The sequence below is a fragment of the Motilibacter rhizosphaerae genome, assembly GCF_004216915.1.
GTDB lineage: Bacteria > Actinomycetota > Actinomycetes > Motilibacterales > Motilibacteraceae > Motilibacter > Motilibacter rhizosphaerae.
In genome coordinates this window covers 478247-493924 of record NZ_SGXD01000002.1, presented here as the reverse complement: position 1 = coordinate 493924, position 15678 = coordinate 478247, and the positions used below count along the sequence as shown (strand labels likewise).

Annotated in this window: 12 protein-coding genes, 2 tRNA genes and 1 pseudogene; 12 read left to right on the top strand and 3 right to left on the bottom strand. The window is 74.1% G+C overall.

The genetic code is table 11. From position 1 onward, the window contains the following. Positions 1-11: 11 nt before the first annotated feature. Positions 12-482 carry a ribose-5-phosphate isomerase gene (locus tag EV189_RS07825; RefSeq protein WP_130492362.1) on the top strand — a complete coding sequence of 157 codons (471 nt, stop codon included), beginning with the start codon at positions 12-14 and terminating at the stop codon, positions 480-482. A 4-nt stretch (positions 483-486) separates the two neighbouring features. Next, complete coding sequence (locus EV189_RS07820; protein ID WP_130492361.1) at positions 487-846, top strand: hypothetical protein; 360 nt, start codon at positions 487-489, stop codon at positions 844-846. A 24-nt stretch (positions 847-870) separates the two neighbouring features. Here EV189_RS07820 and nagA read toward each other — a convergent pair whose 3' ends face one another. Beyond that, positions 871-1968: an N-acetylglucosamine-6-phosphate deacetylase gene (nagA, locus tag EV189_RS07815; RefSeq protein ID WP_130492360.1), complete on the bottom strand. Its 1098-nt coding sequence runs from the start codon at positions 1966-1968 to the stop codon at positions 871-873. A gap of 42 nt (positions 1969-2010) precedes the next feature. Between nagA and EV189_RS07810 the strand changes: the two genes are divergently transcribed. After that, positions 2011-2829 (top strand): Fpg/Nei family DNA glycosylase, encoded by an 819-nt coding sequence (locus tag EV189_RS07810; RefSeq protein ID WP_130492359.1) that lies wholly within the window; start codon positions 2011-2013, stop codon positions 2827-2829. Continuing rightward, positions 2826-3314, top strand: coding sequence for a glutathione peroxidase (locus tag EV189_RS07805; protein WP_130492358.1), 489 nt, complete (start codon positions 2826-2828; stop codon positions 3312-3314). Before EV189_RS07810 ends, EV189_RS07805 begins: the two co-directional genes overlap by 4 nt. Before the next feature lie 9 nt (positions 3315-3323). Here the strand turns inward: EV189_RS07805 and EV189_RS07800 are convergent, their stop codons facing one another. Together EV189_RS07800 and EV189_RS07795 are read right to left on the bottom strand one after the other, a co-directional pair. Further along, positions 3324-4685 carry a DNA polymerase IV gene (locus EV189_RS07800; protein ID WP_130492357.1) on the bottom strand — a complete coding sequence of 454 codons (1362 nt, stop codon included), beginning with the start codon at positions 4683-4685 and terminating at the stop codon, positions 3324-3326. Between the two features lies 1 nt (position 4686). Beyond that, positions 4687-4757: transfer RNA gene (locus EV189_RS07795), tRNA-Gly, on the bottom strand. 54 nt (positions 4758-4811) lie between these two features. Between EV189_RS07795 and EV189_RS07790 the strand changes: the two genes are divergently transcribed. The 8 genes and pseudogenes from EV189_RS07790 to EV189_RS07755 form a co-directional block, all read left to right on the top strand. Next, positions 4812-4884 (top strand) — tRNA-Pro (locus tag EV189_RS07790). A gap of 112 nt (positions 4885-4996) precedes the next feature. Next, a complete protein-coding gene (gene tig, locus EV189_RS07785; RefSeq protein ID WP_130492356.1) occupies positions 4997-6454 on the top strand; it encodes a trigger factor in 1458 nt (485 codons plus the stop codon). Positions 6455-6723: 269 nt separating this feature from the next. Then, on the top strand, positions 6724-7344 hold the full coding sequence (locus tag EV189_RS07780; RefSeq protein ID WP_130492938.1) for an ATP-dependent Clp protease proteolytic subunit: 621 nt from the start codon (positions 6724-6726) through the stop codon (positions 7342-7344). 42 nt (positions 7345-7386) lie between these two features. Continuing rightward, positions 7387-8046, top strand: a complete 660-nt coding sequence (locus EV189_RS07775; protein WP_130492355.1) for an ATP-dependent Clp protease proteolytic subunit — start codon at positions 7387-7389, stop codon at positions 8044-8046. A gap of 139 nt (positions 8047-8185) precedes the next feature. After that, entirely contained in the window at positions 8186-9472 is a 1287-nt protein-coding gene (gene clpX, locus EV189_RS07770) for an ATP-dependent Clp protease ATP-binding subunit ClpX (RefSeq protein WP_130492354.1), read from the top strand. Positions 9473-9598: 126 nt separating this feature from the next. After that, the gene (locus EV189_RS07765; RefSeq protein WP_130492353.1) at positions 9599-11683 is read left to right on the top strand and encodes a methyl-accepting chemotaxis protein; all 2085 of its coding nucleotides are present in this window, start codon (positions 9599-9601) and stop codon (positions 11681-11683) included. Positions 11684-11719: 36 nt separating this feature from the next. After that, entirely contained in the window at positions 11720-14317 is a 2598-nt protein-coding gene (locus tag EV189_RS07760) for a valine--tRNA ligase (protein ID WP_130492352.1), read from the top strand. Further along, positions 14272-15678 (top strand): annotated as a pseudogene (locus tag EV189_RS07755) (bifunctional folylpolyglutamate synthase/dihydrofolate synthase); the annotation flags it as partial. The gene EV189_RS07760 and the pseudogene EV189_RS07755, both read left to right, overlap by 46 nt.

The window sequence follows — 15678 nt, the reverse complement described above, 5'->3', positions numbered from 1 at the left end:
TGGATGCGCTCATGCGCGTCCACCTCGGTAGCGACCACGCAGGGTTCGAGCTGAAGCAGGCGCTCGTCGCCTGGCTCCAGGAGCAGGGCCACGAGGCCGTCGACCACGGTCCGGCCTCCTACGACCCCGAGGACGACTACCCCCCGTTCGTCCTGCGCGCCGCCGAGGGCGTCGTCGCCGACCCGGGGTCGCTCGGCATCGTGCTGGGCGGCTCCGGGAACGGCGAGCAGATCGCCGCCAACAAGGTCACGGGGGTGCGCGCGGTCCTGGCCTACGACCAGGAGACCGCGGCGCTCGGCCGCCGGCACAACGACGCCAACGTCATCGCCATGGGCGGGCGCTTCACGCCGCCGGAGCGGGCGTGCGACCTGGTCAAGGTGTTCCTCGAGACGGCGTTCGAGGGCGGGCGGCACGCGCGCCGGCTGGGACTGCTGGCCGCGTACGAGGCGGGGGAGGGGCTGCCGCCGCTGCCGGGCGAGTGAGCGGGTGACCGACCACCGCCGCCGCCGGACGCGTCACCAGCCCCCCGTCCCGCCGCAGCCGGTCAACCGGGTCACGCTCGCGCTGGCCCTCACGAACGCCGCGGCCGGGGCGCTCGTCGTCGTGTGGGGCCTGACCGTCCTCCGAGCACCGCTCGGCTCCCGGGACGGGAGCCTCGACGACGTCTTCCCCCTGCTGTTCGTCTCGGGCCTGCTCGGAGCGGCCCGCCCGAAGTCCGTCACCGCGGCGTACCACCGGACCGGGAGCAGGGTGCTGCGCGTGGTCCTCGACGTGGTCGACTCCTGGACGCCGCTCATGGTCCTCTGCCTGACGGGGTTCTTCGTCGCCGCGAAGACCCTGCATTAGCGGACAGGCGCTACCGGACAGGCGCTACCGGACAGGGACCCCCGCGAGGAACACCTGCTGCACAGCGAGATCTGGCGACAGCTCCACGACATCAGCGCGCAGCCCGACCTCGACCGCACCCCGGTCGGTCAGCCCGAGGACGCGGGCCGGACGGGTGGACGCGGCCTGGACGACGTCCTCCAGCGCGACGGAGAAGTCGCGCACTGCACGGCGGAACGCCTCTCCCGTCGTCAACGTGCTCCCCGCGATCGAGCCGCCCTCGACGAGGCGTGCGACCCCGTCGACGACGTCCACGTCCAGGGACCCCAGCCGGTAGCGGCCGTCAGGAGCACCGGCCGCGGAGATCGCGTCGGTCACGAGCACCACGCCGCCGCGCGCGGACGCGAAGGCGAGCCGGACGACGGCGCCGTCGAGGTGGACGCCGTCGCAGATGAGCTCGCAGACCACGTCCGGGGAGTCGAGCAGGCCGCCCGGCGTACCCGGCTCCCGGTGGTGGAGCCCGCGCATCCCGTTGAACAGGTGGGTGCCGACGCGCGCCCCGGCGGCCGCGGCCGAGCGGACGACGTCTGCCGTCGCGTCGGTGTGCCCGACGGCCGGCAGCACGCCGGCGGCGGCGAGCGCGGCGACGAGCTCGAGTCCGCCCGGCAGCTCCGGTGCGAGCGTCATCATGCGGACGGTCCCGCGGCCCGCGGCGACGATCCGCTCGGCGAGGTCCGCGTCCGGGGCCAGCAGGAGCCGCGGGTCGTGCGCCCCCTTGTGGCCCGGGTCGAGGAACGGGCCCTCGAGGTGGCTGCCGACGACCGTGCTGCCGGCCTCGACGACCGACGCCACGGTCGCGACCTGCTGCACCAGCACCTCCTGCGGCGCGGTGACCAGGCTCGCGAGCGTGGTCGTCGTGCCGCCCTGCAGGTGCCAGGCGGCGGCCGCGCGCACCTCGTCCGGGTCGTCCGAGGCGTACGACGCCCCGCCCCCGCCGTGCACGTGGAGGTCGACGAAGCCCGGCACCAGCCACGGGGCGTCCGCGTCGACCGGGGCGCTCCGGATGCCGGCGATGCGGCCGTCTGCGAAGGTGAGGTGCCCCTCGACGACCCCGTCCGGGGTGACAATCCGGCCTGCGGGCATGCGCCCCCCTCTCCTGTCGGGGCGCGAGCATAGAGGAGGGGCATGCCCGAGGGGCACACCGTGCACCGCAGTGCGGCGCTGCTCGCCGACCTGTTCGCCGGCACCGAGGTCTCCGCCTCCAGCCCGCAGGGGCGCTTCGCCGACGGGGCGGCGCTCCTCGACGGCCGTGTGCTCGAGCGCACCGAGGCCGTGGGCAAGCACCTGCTCGGCGACTTCGGCGACGGCCGGCTCCTGCACGTGCACCTCGGGCTCTACGGCAAGTGGGCCGCCGGGCGCGGAGAACCCCCTGAGGTCAAGGGAGCCCTGCGGCTCCGGCTGCGCAACGACGAGGCGTGGGCGGACCTCCGCGGACCGACGGCGTGCGAGGTCGTCGACCCTGCCGCGCGCACGGCCCTGCTCGCCCGGCTGGGACCCGACCCCCTGCGCACGGACGCCGACCCGGAGCGCATGTGGCGCGCCCTGTCCCGCAGCGGGTCCTCGATCGGCGGCCTGCTCATGGACCAGACCGTCGTCGCCGGGATCGGCAACGTCTACCGCGCGGAGGTGCTCTTCCGCTCCGGCATCGACCCCGCCATGCCCGGGAAGCTGCTGTCCCGTACGGCGTTCGACGTGCTCTGGCTCGACCTGCGCGCGCTGCTCCGCGCGGGCGTACGGGCCGGCCGCATCGTCACGACGCGGCCGGAGCACCGGTCGCGCCGCGGGCGCGCGACGCTGGCGGACGCGCACTACGTCTACCGGCGCACCGGGCTGCCCTGCCGCATCTGCGGCACCCCGGTCCAGACCCGCGAACTGCTGTCCCGCAACCTGTACTGGTGCCCGACCTGCCAGTCGGGCGACCCGACCGGAGGAGTCCTCGCGTGAGCATCCACGACGTCCCGCTGCACCGGCTCGACGGGAGCGACGCGACCCTCGGCGCGTACGCCGGCAAGGCGCTGCTCGTCGTCAACGTCGCCAGCAAGTGCGGCCTCACGCCGCAGTACGCCGGTCTCGAGGCGATGCAGCGCGAGCTCGGCGACCGCGGGCTGCAGGTCGTCGGCTTCCCCTGCAACCAGTTCAAGGGCCAGGAGCCGGGCTCCGCGGAGGAGATCGCGGAGTTCTGCTCCGCGACGTACGGCGTGAGCTTCCCGCTGTTCGAGAAGATCGAGGTCAACGGCCCCGGGCGGCACCCGCTCTACGCCGAGCTGGTCCAGACCGCGGACGCCGACGGCAAGGCCGGCGACGTGCAGTGGAACTTCGAGAAGTTCCTCGTCGCCCCCGACGGCTCCGTCGTCGCCCGGTTCCGCCCGCAGACCGAGCCCGAGGACCCGGACCTGCGCAAGGCGGTCGAGGCCGCGCTCCCGGCATAGCCGCATCCCCTAGGGCAGGGGCCCGGGCACCACGGGCTCGGGAGGCGCGTGGCGCAGCGTGCCGTCGAGCCGCACCGACCGGGTACGCGCCGGCGGGCTCAGCGTCGTCTCGAAGCGCACGCTCGCAACCCCGTGCCCGGCGCCGACGAGCCACCCGCGGCCGTGCTCGGGGTGGACGACGTCGGCGCCCGCGGGAGAGTGCTCCGTCACCGCTGCACCCTCCGGCGCCGGCGCCTCCTCGCCCTCCTCCTCGACGACGGCGAGCGGGGTGAGCGCGGGGCGGGGGCGCTCCTCCGCGCCGAGGACGAGCTGCGCCACGGAGTCGAGCCCGCTGAAGGCGACGCCGAGCAGGCGGACGCCGAGCGCGCCGGGCGCGCCGGCCGACGACGCGAGCAGCGCCCGGCGGGCGGCCTCGAGCAGCACCTGCTCGTCGTCGCTCGGCGACGGCAGGGACACCGAGCGCGTCTGGACGGCGAAGTCCGCGTAGCGCAGCTTCACCGTCACCGTCCGCGCGGTCTCGCCCGAGGCCAGCAGCCGCTCGTGCGCCTCGGCGAACAGCGGGTCCAGGCCCTCGCGGCAGGCGACGAGCCCGTGCAGGTCCACCGCGAACGTGCGCTCGGAGCCCACCGACTTGCGCACCCGCTCGGCCTCCACGGGCCGCTCGTCGCGCCCGTGGGCCAGCTCCCACATCGCCCGCCCGACGGCGGAGCCGAGCAGGCCGGTGACCGTGGGGAGGCCGGCGGCGCGCAGCTCGGGCAGTGTGCGGATGCCGCCGCCGGAGAGCCGCTGGGCACCGACCGGGCCGATGCCGGGCAGCGCCGTCACGGGCAGCCCCAGCAGCAGCTCCTCCTCGGCGGCCGCGTCGAGCACGCGGGTGCCGCCGGGCTTCGCCGCCTCGCTCGCGAGCTTCGCGCCGAGCTTGTGCCGGGCGACCCCGACCGAGGCGCTGAGCCCGACGGCGGCGGAGACCATGCCGCGCAGCCGCTCGACCGCGGCCCGCGGGTCGCCCGTCCAGTCGCCCTCGTACGCGCTGGTGAGGTCGACGTAGACCTCGTCGAAGGCGACCTGCTCGACCCGCGCGAACGCCGCGAGCACCGGGGCCAGCGCGGCGCGGGAGTGCTCGGCGTACGCCTCGAAGCGCGGGCTGAGCCACGCCGCGAGCGGGGCGAGCGCGCGGCCCTGCCAGGTGGGCATCGCCGACCGGACGCCGTACGCGCGGGCGGGGTAGTTCGCGGTCGTGATGACGCCGCGCGGCCCGAGACCGGCGACCACCACGGGCGTGCCCCGCAGGCTGGGCTTCTGCCGCTCCTCGACCGCGGCGAAGAACGCGTCGAGGTCGAGGTGGGCGACGGGCAGGTCGGCAGCGGGCAAGAGCGGGTGACGGGAATCGAACCCGCATGACCAGCTTGGAAGGCTGGGGCTCTACCATTGAGCTACACCCGCGACGCGGTCCGGAGTCCGGCAGCGCGGTCGCAGTCTAGACTGCTGCGCGCGCCGCGGGGCGTAGCGTAGTGGCTAGCGCGCCTGCTTTGGGGGCAGGAGATCGGGAGTTCGAATCTCCCCGCCCCGACTGAGCAGGGTGCCACCCTGCCCGGAGCACGGCACGCCCACGCGCGCCGCACCACCCGCCGTACCACCGCACGCCCAGCAGACGCCCAGCAGTCCCGAGGAGAGCACCCAGCGTGAAGACCGACGTCGAGACCCTCAACCCCACGAGGGTCAAGCTCACCGTCGAGGTCGACTTCCAGGAGCTCACGCCGAGCCTGGACGCGGCGTACAAGCGCATCGCGGGCCAGGTCAGCATCCCCGGCTTCCGCCGCGGCAAGGTGCCGGCGCGGATCATCGACCAGCGCGTGGGTCGCGCGGCGGTCCTCGAGGAGGCCGTCAACGAGGCCCTCCCGCAGTTCTACGGCCGGGCCGTCGAGGAGACCGAGGTCGCGGCGCTGGGGCAGCCGGAGGTCGAGGTGACCGCGTTCGCCGACGGCGAGCCGCTGGTCTTCACCGCCGAGGTCGACGTCCGCCCCGAGGTCGAGCTCCCCGACCTGTCCTCCATCACGGTCACGGTCGACGACGTCGTCGTCGAGGACGAGGCCGTCGAGGAGCAGCTGACCCAGCTGCGCCAGCGCTTCGGCACCCTCAACGGCGTCGAGCGCCCCGCCGCCGAGGGCGACTTCGTCTCGATCGACCTCGAGGCGCAGGTCGAGGGCGAGACCATCGAGGGCGGCTCGCTCACCGGCCAGTCGTACGAGGTCGGCACCGGCGGCCTGCTCGAGGGCCTCGACGAGGCCGTGACCGGCCTGTCCGCCGGCGAGTCGCGCACCTTCACCACCTCCATCGCCGGCGGCCCCCGCCGCGGCGAGCAGGCCGAGGTCACCGTCACCGTCCAGTCCGTCAAGGAGCGCGAGCTCCCCGAGGCCGACGACGACTTCGCCCAGCTGGCGAGCGAGTTCGACACCCTCGACGAGCTCAAGGCCGACCTGCGCACCCGCCTCGAGCGCGGCGCCCGCGTCGAGCAGGGCGTCGCCGCCCGCGACAAGGCCCTCGAGGCGCTGCTCGAGCAGATCGAGCTGCCGCTGCCCGAGGCCGTCGTCAAGGCCGAGGTCGACGCCCGCCAGCACGACCTGCACCACCAGCTCGAGCGCGCCGGCCTCGACAAGGCCGCGTACCTCGCCGAGGAGGAGCAGACCGAGGAGGAGTTCGACGCCGAGGTCGCCAAGCGCGCCGCCGAGGCCGTCAAGGCGCAGTTCGTCCTCGACGCCCTGGCCCGCCGCGAGGAGGTCCAGGTCAGCCAGGAGGAGCTCACCGAGCACCTCGTCCGCCGCTCGCAGCAGTACGGCCTGGCCCCCGAGCAGTTCGCCCAGCAGCTGATGGAGGCCGGCCAGGTCCCCGTCCTCGTCTCCGAGGTCGTGCGCGGCAAGGCGCTCGCCATCCTGCTGGAGGCCGTCACCATCAAGGACGAGTCCGGCAACGTCGTCGACCTGGAGGAGCTGCGCCCGCAGCTCGCCAGCACCGCGCTGGACTACGACCCCGAGGACCTCGACGACCACGCCGGCCACGACCACGGTGACCACGAGGGCCACGACCACGGCGACCACGAGGGCCACGACCACGGCGACCACGAGGGCCACGACCACGCCTGAGGCCGGCCGCGCCCCGCAGCGCCCAGCACCACCCCGACGCCCCCGCCCCGGACCCCCGGCGGCGGGGGCGTCGTGCTGCCGGCCCCGCCGGTGGCCCCACCTATGCCAGTGGCGAACACGGGTGTGCCGGGGACTGGCGGAGCCGATCCCACGGTTAGTGTCAGAGCCAGGTCCCGGGACCCCCGCAGCGGGGGAGCCGGGCGCACGACCTCCACTGCACGTCGTCCGAGGGAGCAGCAGTGACCGCAACCACCCCGTCAGGGCTCGTCGTGCCGACGCACGCCGCCCAGACCGCCAGCTCGTCCGCCGCCGAGGGCGGGCTCGACAGCCGCGTCTACGAGCGCCTGCTCCGCGAGCGCATCATCTTCCTCGGCTCGGTCGTCGAGGACGCGAACTCCAACGCCATCTGCGCGCAGATGCTGCTGCTGGCCGCCGAGGACCCGCACCGCGACATCTGGCTCTACATCAACTCGCCCGGCGGCTCGGTCTCGGCCGGCATGGCGATCTACGACACCATGCAGTACATCGAGAACGACGTCGCGACCGTGGCCATGGGCCTCGCGGCGAGCATGGGGCAGTTCCTGCTCTCCGCCGGCACTGCCGGCAAGCGCTACGCCACCCCGCACGCGCGGATCATGATGCACCAGCCGTCCGGCGGCTTCGGCGGCACGGCCTCCGACATCAAGATCCAGGCCGAGCAGATGCTCTACACCAAGCGCAAGATGGCCGAGCTCATCGCCGGGCACACCGGCCAGACGGTGGACACGATCGAGCGCGACTCCGACCGCGACCGCTGGTTCACGGCGGACGAGGCCAAGGACTACGGCTTCATCGACCAGGTGGTGCGGCACGCGCGCCAGGTCGGCACGGACGACACCCCGGCCGGCTGAGACCGCGCGACCCCCCACCCCAGCGACGCGAAGGATCCCGCGATGAGCGACCTCCACCTCCCGCAGGGCGTGCTGCTCGGCCAGCAGGCCGGTGGCGCCCTGCACCAGCCGTCCTCCCGCTACGTGCTCCCGCAGATCGAGGAGCGCACCTCCTACGGCTGGAAGCGGCTCGACCCCTACACCAAGCTGTTCGAGGAGCGCATCATCTTCCTCGGGCAGGCGATCGACGACACGATCGCCAACGACGTCATCAGCCAGCTGATCGTGCTGGAGTCGGCCGACCCCGACCGCGACATCGTCATCTACATCAACTCGCCCGGCGGCTCGTTCACCGCGCTGACGGCGATCTACGACACGATGCAGTTCGTCCGCCCCGACGTGCAGACGTTCTGCCTCGGCCAGGCCGCCAGCGCCGCGGCCGTGCTGCTCGCCGCCGGCACCGAGGGCAAGCGGTTCGCGCTGTCCAACAGCCGCATCCTCATCCACCAGCCCTACAGCGAGGGCGGCGGCCAGGGCTCGGACATCGAGATCCAGGCGCGCGAGATCCTGCGCATGCGCGAGTGGCTCGAGGAGACGCTGGCCAAGCACGGCAAGGTCCCGCTGGAGCAGGTGCGCCGCGACATCGAGCGCGACAAGATCCTCACCCCGGGCGAGGCCGTCGAGTACGGCATCATCGACCAGGTCCTCTCCAAGCGGTCCTGATCGTCCTCAGCGCAGCAGCGCGCCGGTCGATGGGAGATCGACCGGCGCGCGCCGCGCCGGACCCGTACCACGGGGGGCCCCGAGGGGGTACCGTCGAGACCGCACCGGCAGCAGTCGTCATCGAGAGGAGAGGCACCGCGTGGCACGCATCGGCGATGGCGGCGACCTGCTCAAGTGCTCCTTCTGCGGGAAGAGCCAGAAGCAGGTCAAGAAGCTGATCGCCGGCCCCGGCGTCTACATCTGCGACGAGTGCATCGACCTCTGCAACGAGATCATCGAGGAGGAGCTCAGCGAGACGACCGAGGTCGCCTTCGACGAGCTCCCCAAGCCGCGCGAGATCTTCGACTACCTCGACCAGTACGTCATCGGCCAGGACGTGGCCAAGAAGGCCCTGTCGGTCGCGGTCTACAACCACTACAAGCGGGTCCAGGCCGGCGACGCGAAGGGCCCGAAGCACGGGCGCGACGAGTCCGTCGAGCTCGCGAAGTCCAACATCTTGCTGCTCGGCCCCACCGGCTGCGGCAAGACGCTGCTCGCGCAGACCCTGGCCCGCATGCTCAACGTCCCGTTCGCGATCGCGGACGCGACCGCGCTGACGGAGGCCGGCTACGTCGGCGAGGACGTCGAGAACATCCTGCTCAAGCTGATCCAGGCCGCCGACTACGACGTCAAGAAGGCCGAGACCGGGATCATCTACATCGACGAGATCGACAAGATCGCCCGCAAGAGCGAGAACCCGTCGATCACGCGCGACGTCTCCGGCGAGGGGGTGCAGCAGGCGCTGCTGAAGATCCTCGAGGGCACGACCGCGTCGGTGCCGCCGCAGGGCGGCCGCAAGCACCCGCACCAGGAGTTCATCCAGATCGACACCACCAACGTGCTGTTCATCGTCGGTGGCGCCTTCGCCGGGCTCGAGAAGATCATCGAGGGCCGCGCGGGCAAGAAGGGGCTCGGCTTCGGCGCGCAGCTGCGCGCGACCAACCAGCTCGACGCCGACGCGTCGTTCGCCGACGTCATGCCCGAGGACCTGCTGAAGTTCGGCATGATCCCGGAGTTCATCGGCCGCCTGCCGGTGCTGACCAGCGTGAGCCCGCTCGACCGCGAGGCCCTGGTCCGGATCCTCACCGAGCCGCGCAACGCGCTCGTCAAGCAGTACTTCAAGCTGTTCGAGCTCGACGGCGTCGAGCTCGAGCTCACCGACGACGCCCTCGAGGCGGTCGCCGACCAGGCCCTCCTGCGCGGCACGGGCGCCCGCGGCCTCCGCGCGATCATGGAGGAGGTCCTCATGTCGGTCATGTACGATGTGCCCTCCCGCGAGGACGTGGCGCGGGTCGTCATCGACCGCGACGTCGTGCTGAAGAACGTCAACCCGACCCTCGTGCCGCGCGAAGCCCCGAAGCGGGAGCGCCGCGAGAAGTCCGCCTGACCCGCGCCGGTCGGCTGACCGGCACGAGGACAGGCCAGCCCCAGGACCGGCTCAAGGGGAGCGGGCCCCGGTCGATGGGGGAGGAGCGCCGCGCTGCGGTGCGCTCCCCGGTCCCGGAGGTCGACGATGCCGCGAGGCAGTGCTGCTGCTGCGGGTGGTGCCGCTGGCGCTGCGGCGGCCGCCCCCTGGGCACTGCGCCCCGCGCTGGCCGTGACCTCCCGGCTGCGGCTGGGGGGCGCGCTCGCCGTGCTCATCGCCGTGCTGCTCGTCCCGGGCGGCATCGCCGCCGGCTCGTACGCGCAGGCCGTCGGCGGCCAGCTCTCCTTCGCCGCGCAGGAGCGCGCGGGCGTCGTAGTCCTGCGCCCGGCGCTGACCGCGCTGGCGGCCGACGTCCGCGGGGACCGGGTCGACCTGGCACCGCTCCAGGCCCAGGTCGCCGCCCACCCCGAGCTGCACCTGGCCGACGAGCTGCGCGCCGTCAGCGCGGCCCTCGGCGCGGCGGACGCCGGCAGCCCCGCGGGTCGTGCCGCCGTCGCGGACGCGCTCGTCGCCCTCGTCACCGAGACCGGCAACGGCTCCAAGCTCATCCTCGACCCGGACCTCGACTCGTTCTACGTCATGGACGCCGAGGTCGTGCAGCTGCCGCGCGCCCTCGCGGCCGCCGCCGCGGCGGCCGTCCCCCCGAGCGGGGCCGCCGACGCGCAGGTCGCCGCCCGCGCCGTGCTCGCCGGGACCGTCGCGGGAGCGGGCGGTTCGCTCGTGTCCGACGCGGCGACCGCGGCCCGCAGCACCTCGGCCGCCGGGCTCGCCGAGCGGCTGACCCCCCTGCGCACGGCCGGCGCGGCCGCCGCCCAGGTCGCCACCGCGACGACGGCGGCCAGTGGACCCCAGCTGCAGCAGGCGGTCCGCGTCCTCGCCGACGACGCGGTCGTGACCGGAGGGCTCGCGCCGCTCGACGCCCTGCTCGCCACCCGCGAGCGGCACCTGTCCTCGGCCCGCGACCTGCGCCTGGGCCTGACGGCGCTGAGCCTGCTGCTCGCGGTCTGGATCGCCGGCGCGGTGCGCTGGCGGACCGGGCGCGACGCCCGGGCCGCCGTGGGCGCGGCCGCCGCCCTCGCCGGTGGCGACCTGTCCGAGCAGCCTGCTCCCCACGGTCGCGACGAGCTCGCCTCCATCGTGCGCTCGGTCGACGGGGCCCGGCGCACGCTGGTCGAGCAGCAGCGGGCGCTGCGCGCGAGCGCCACCGAGCTCGAGCGCCAGCAGCGCACGCACTACCGCGACCAGCGGCTCGCCGAGCAGCAGGCCCGCGACCGCGCCCAGCAGGTGGTCGACGAGACCTCCGCGGTCGTCCTCACCGAGCTCGAGGGCGTCGTCGCCCAGGTCGGCGACGTCACGCAAGCCGCGTCGGGGATCGACGACAGCGTCCGCGAGGTCGACGAGGTCGCCCGCGCGGTGGTGGCGCAGGCCGAGCACGCCGACGAGCTCATCCGCACCCTCGGCGAGAGCCTGCACCGGGTCGGGTCGATCGCCGGGCTCATCACCGGTGTCGCGGACCAGACGAAGATGCTCGCGCTCAACGCGACCATCGAGGCCGTGCGCGCGGGTGCGGCGGGCCGCGGGTTCGCGGTCGTCGCCGACGAGGTCAAGCAGCTGGCCGCGACGACGGCGAGCTCGACCGAGGAGATCACCAGCACGGTGAGCGCCCTCGAGCGCGACGCCCAGGCGCTGTCCGACGCGGTCGCCGCCACCGGCGGCTGCGTGAAGGCGGTCGACGCCGCCAACACCTCGCTGTCCGGCGTCGCCGGGGAGCAGGGCCGGCTGGTCGACGACCTGCGCCGCTCGCTGGCCGACGCCATGGAGCGCGTCCGTGCGATGGGCGCCCTGGGGGAGAGCCTGGAGCGGCGCTCGTCCGCGCGCGTCCCGGTCGCCGACCCCGGCACCCTCGTCGTCCGCGGCCAGGGCCACCCCGTCCGCCTGCTCGACATCAGCGAGGGCGGCGCGCGCTGCCTGCTGCCCGACGGCGTGCACCTCGCCGGTGACGAGCCCGTCGAGCTCGAGTGCGCCCTGCTCGACCGCACGCTGCGGGTGCGCGCGCTCGCCGTGCGCGCGAGCGCGGACGGCGAGGTGGGGCTGCGCTTCGCCGGCCACGGCGCCGACGAGGCGGCGCTCATCAGCGCGTACGTCGCGGACTTCCTCTCGCCGGTCGCGTGAGCCGGGGCGCGCTGCCCGATCACTAGACTCGGCGGCGTGAGCGCTGAGACGACCCCCGTGACCCCCTCCCTGCCGACCGCGTACGCGCCGGCGGAGGTCGAGGGCCCGCTCTACGAGCGCTGGGTCGAGCGGGGCTGGTTCACCGCGGACGCGACGAGCGGGAAGCCGCCGTACGCCATCGTCATCCCGCCGCCCAACGTCACGGGCTCGCTGCACCTCGGCCACGCGTTCCAGCACACGCTCATGGACGCGCTCACCCGCCGCAAGCGGATGCAGGGCTACGAGGCGCTGTGGCTGCCGGGCATGGACCACGCCGGCATCGCGACGCAGACCCTCGTCGAGCGCCACCTGCTGGCGACCGAGGGCCGCTCCAAGCACGACTACACCCGCGAGGAGTTCGTCGCGCGGGTGTGGGAGTGGAAGGAGGAGTACGGCGGCCGCATCCTCGGCCAGATGCGCCGCCTCGGCGACGGCGTCGACTGGAGCCGCGAGCGCTTCACCATGGACGAGGGGCTCTCCCGCGCCGTCCAGACGATCTTCAAGCGGCTCTACGACGACGAGCTCGTCTACCGCGCCGAGCGGATCATCAACTGGTGCCCGCAGGACCGCACGGCGCTCTCCGACATCGAGGTCGACCACAGCGACGACGACGGCGAGCTCGTCTCGATCCGCTACGGCGACGGGGACGCGACGATCGTCGTCGCGACGACGCGCGCGGAGACGATGCTCGGCGACACCGCCGTCGCGGTGCACCCGGACGACGAGCGCTACGCCCACCTCGTCGGCACCGAGGTCGAGCTCCCGCTGACCGGGCGCCGGATCCCCGTCGTCGCCGACCCGCACGTGGACCCCGCGTTCGGCACCGGCGCGGTCAAGGTGACGCCCGCGCACGACCCCAACGACTTCGAGATCGGCCAGCGCCACGGGCTGCCCTCGCTGGTCGTGCTCGACGAGGCCGCGGCCGTCACCGTCCCCGGGCCGTTCGAGGGGCTCGACCGCTTCGCCGCCCGGACCGCCGTGGTCGAGGCGCTGCGCGCGGAGGGGCGCGTGGTCGCGGAGAAGCGGCCCTACGTCCACTCGGTCGGGCACTGCTCGCGCTGCGGCACGACCGTGGAGCCGCGGCTCTCGCTGCAGTGGTTCGTCCGCGTCGAGCCGCTCGCGAAGGCCGCCGGTGACGCCGTGCGCGACGGGCGGACGACGATCTCCCCGGCCTCGATGAGCCAGCGCTACTTCGACTGGGTCGACGACATGCACGACTGGTGCATCAGCCGCCAGCTGCTCTGGGGCCACCGCATCCCCGTCTGGTACGGGCCGGCGGGCGAGGTGCGCTGCGTCGGGCCGGACGAGGAGCCGCCGGGCGAGGGGTGGACGCAGGACCCCGACGTGCTCGACACGTGGTTCTCCTCCGGCCTGTGGCCGTTCTCCACCCTGGGGTGGCCGGAGCGCACCCAGGACCTCGCGACCTTCTACCCGACGAGCGTGCTGCTCACGGGCTACGACATCATCTTCTTCTGGGTCGCCCGGATGATGATGTTCGGCCTGTACGCCATGGACGGCGAGGTGCCGTTCCGCACCATCGCGTTGACGGGCCTCGTGCGCGACGACCGCGGCCGCAAGATGTCCAAGTCCAAGGGCAACACCGTCGACCCGCTCGACTGGATGGACCGCTACGGCTCGGACGCGCTGCGGTTCACACTGGCCCGCGGCGCCAACCCCGGCACCGACGTGCCGATCGGCGAGGAGTGGGTGCAGGGCTCGGGCCGCTTCTGCAACAAGCTGTGGAACGCCACCCGCCTCGCGCTGCAGAGCGGGGCGCACGTCGGCGAGCTGCCCCCGGCCGAGCAGCTCGGCGTCGCGGACCGGTGGATCCTCTCCCGGCTGCACACGACGCTGGCCGAGGTCGACGCGTTCTACGAGGACTACCAGTTCGCCAAGGCCACCGAGGCGCTCTACCACTTCGCGTGGGACGAGTTCTGCGACTGGTACCTCGAGCTCGCGAAGGTCCAGCTCGCCGGCGAGGGGGCGGAGGCCACCCGGCTCGTGCTCGGCCACGTGCTCGACGTGCTGCTCAAGGTCCTCCACCCCGTCGTGCCCTTCGTCACCGAGACCCTGTGGACCGCGCTCACCGGCGGCGAGTCGCTCGTCGTCGCGCCCTGGCCGGTCGCCGACGCGCACCGCGCGGACGCCGCTGCCGAGCAGGAGGTCGCCGCGCTCCAGCGCCTCGTGACCGAGGTGCGCCGCTTCCGCAGCGAGCAGCGCGTCAACCCCGGCCAGCGGGTGCCGGCCCGGTTCTCCGGGCTGGGGGCGCTCGCCCCGCACGAGGAGGCGGTGCGCTCGCTGGTGCGCCTGGTCGACCCGGGCGACGGCTTCACCGCCACCGCGCGGCTCACCCTCGGCGAGACCGTCGTCGAGCTCGACCTCTCCGGCACGATCGACGTCGCCGCCGAGCGCAAGCGGCTCGAGAAGGACCGCGCCGCCGCCGAGGTCGAGCGCTCGCGCGCCGCCGGCAAGCTCGGCAACGAGGCGTTCCTCGCGAAGGCCCCGGACGCCGTGGTGGCCAAGGTGCAGGGCCAGCTGGCGGCGGCCGAGGCGGAGATCGCCCGGATCGACGCCCAGCTCGGCGGGCTCGGCTGACGCGGATGCCCGAGAGCCCCGAGCTGCAGCAGCGCCTGACCGAGGTCGAGGCCGCGATCCTCGCCCGCGCGCCCGAGCACGACCTCGTGCCGAGCCTCGACCGGATCCGCGCGGTCGTCGACCTGCTCGGCGACCCGCAGCGCGCGTACCCCGTCGTCCACCTGACCGGCACCAACGGCAAGACGACGACGACCCGCATGGTCGACGAGCTGCTGCGGGCCTTCGGCATGCGGTCCGGCCGCTTCACCAGCCCGCACCTGCACACCCCGCGCGAGCGGATCAGCATCGAGGGCCGGCCGATCGACGCCGAGCGCTTCGTCGCGACCTACGACGACGTCGCGCCGTACCTCGAGCTCGTCGACGCCCGGGGCGGGCCGCGACTGACGTTCTTCGAGGTGTTCGTGGCGCTCGCGTACGCCGCCTTCGCCGACGCCCCTGTCGACGTCGCCGTCATCGAGGTCGGCATGGGCGGCGCGTGGGACGCGACCAACGTCGCCGACGGTGCGGTCTCCGTCGTGACGCCGATCGCCCTCGACCACACGAGGTTCCTGGGTGCGACCACGGTCGAGATCGCCGCGGAAAAGGCGGGCATCATCAAGCCCGGTGGCACCGCGGTCCTCGCGCTGCAGGAGCTCGAGGTCGCCCAGGTCCTCCAGGCCCGGGCCGCCGAGGTGGGCGCGACCGTGGTGCGCGAGGGCCTGGAGTTCGGCGTCCTCGCGCGGGCGCAGGCGGTCGGCGGCCAGCTGGTCTCCCTGCGCGGGCTCGGCGGCGACTACGAGGACGTCTTCCTGCCGCTTTACGGCGCGCACCAGGCGCAGAACGCCGCCACCGCGCTCGCCGCGGTCGAGGCGTTCTTCGGCGGCGGCGAGCACGGGCTCCTCGACGTCGAGGCGGTGCGCGCCGGGTTCGCCGCGGTGACCTCGCCCGGCCGGCTCGAGGTCGTCCGCCGCTCGCCCACGGTGCTGCTCGACGCCGCCCACAACCCGGCGGGGGCGCTCGCGACGGCCGAGGCGCTGCGTGACTCGTTCGACTTCACCCGGCTCGTCGGCGTCGTCGGGGCGATGGCCGACAAGGACGTCCGCGGCATCCTCGAGGCGTTCGAGCCCGTGCTGGCCGAGGTCGTCGTGACGGCGCCGCGCTCCGAGCGGGCGATGGACCCCGACGAGCTCGGCGCCCTGGCGGTCGAGGTGTTCGGGCCCGACCGGGTCGAGGTCGTCCCCGCCCTCGACACCGCGCTCGACGTCGCCGTCGGCCTCGCCGAGGAGGACGCCGAGGTCGGCGGCTCCGGGGTGCTCGTCACCGGCTCGATCGTCACCGTGGGGCAGGCCCGTACCCTGCTCGGCGCCAGCGGGCGCAGGTAG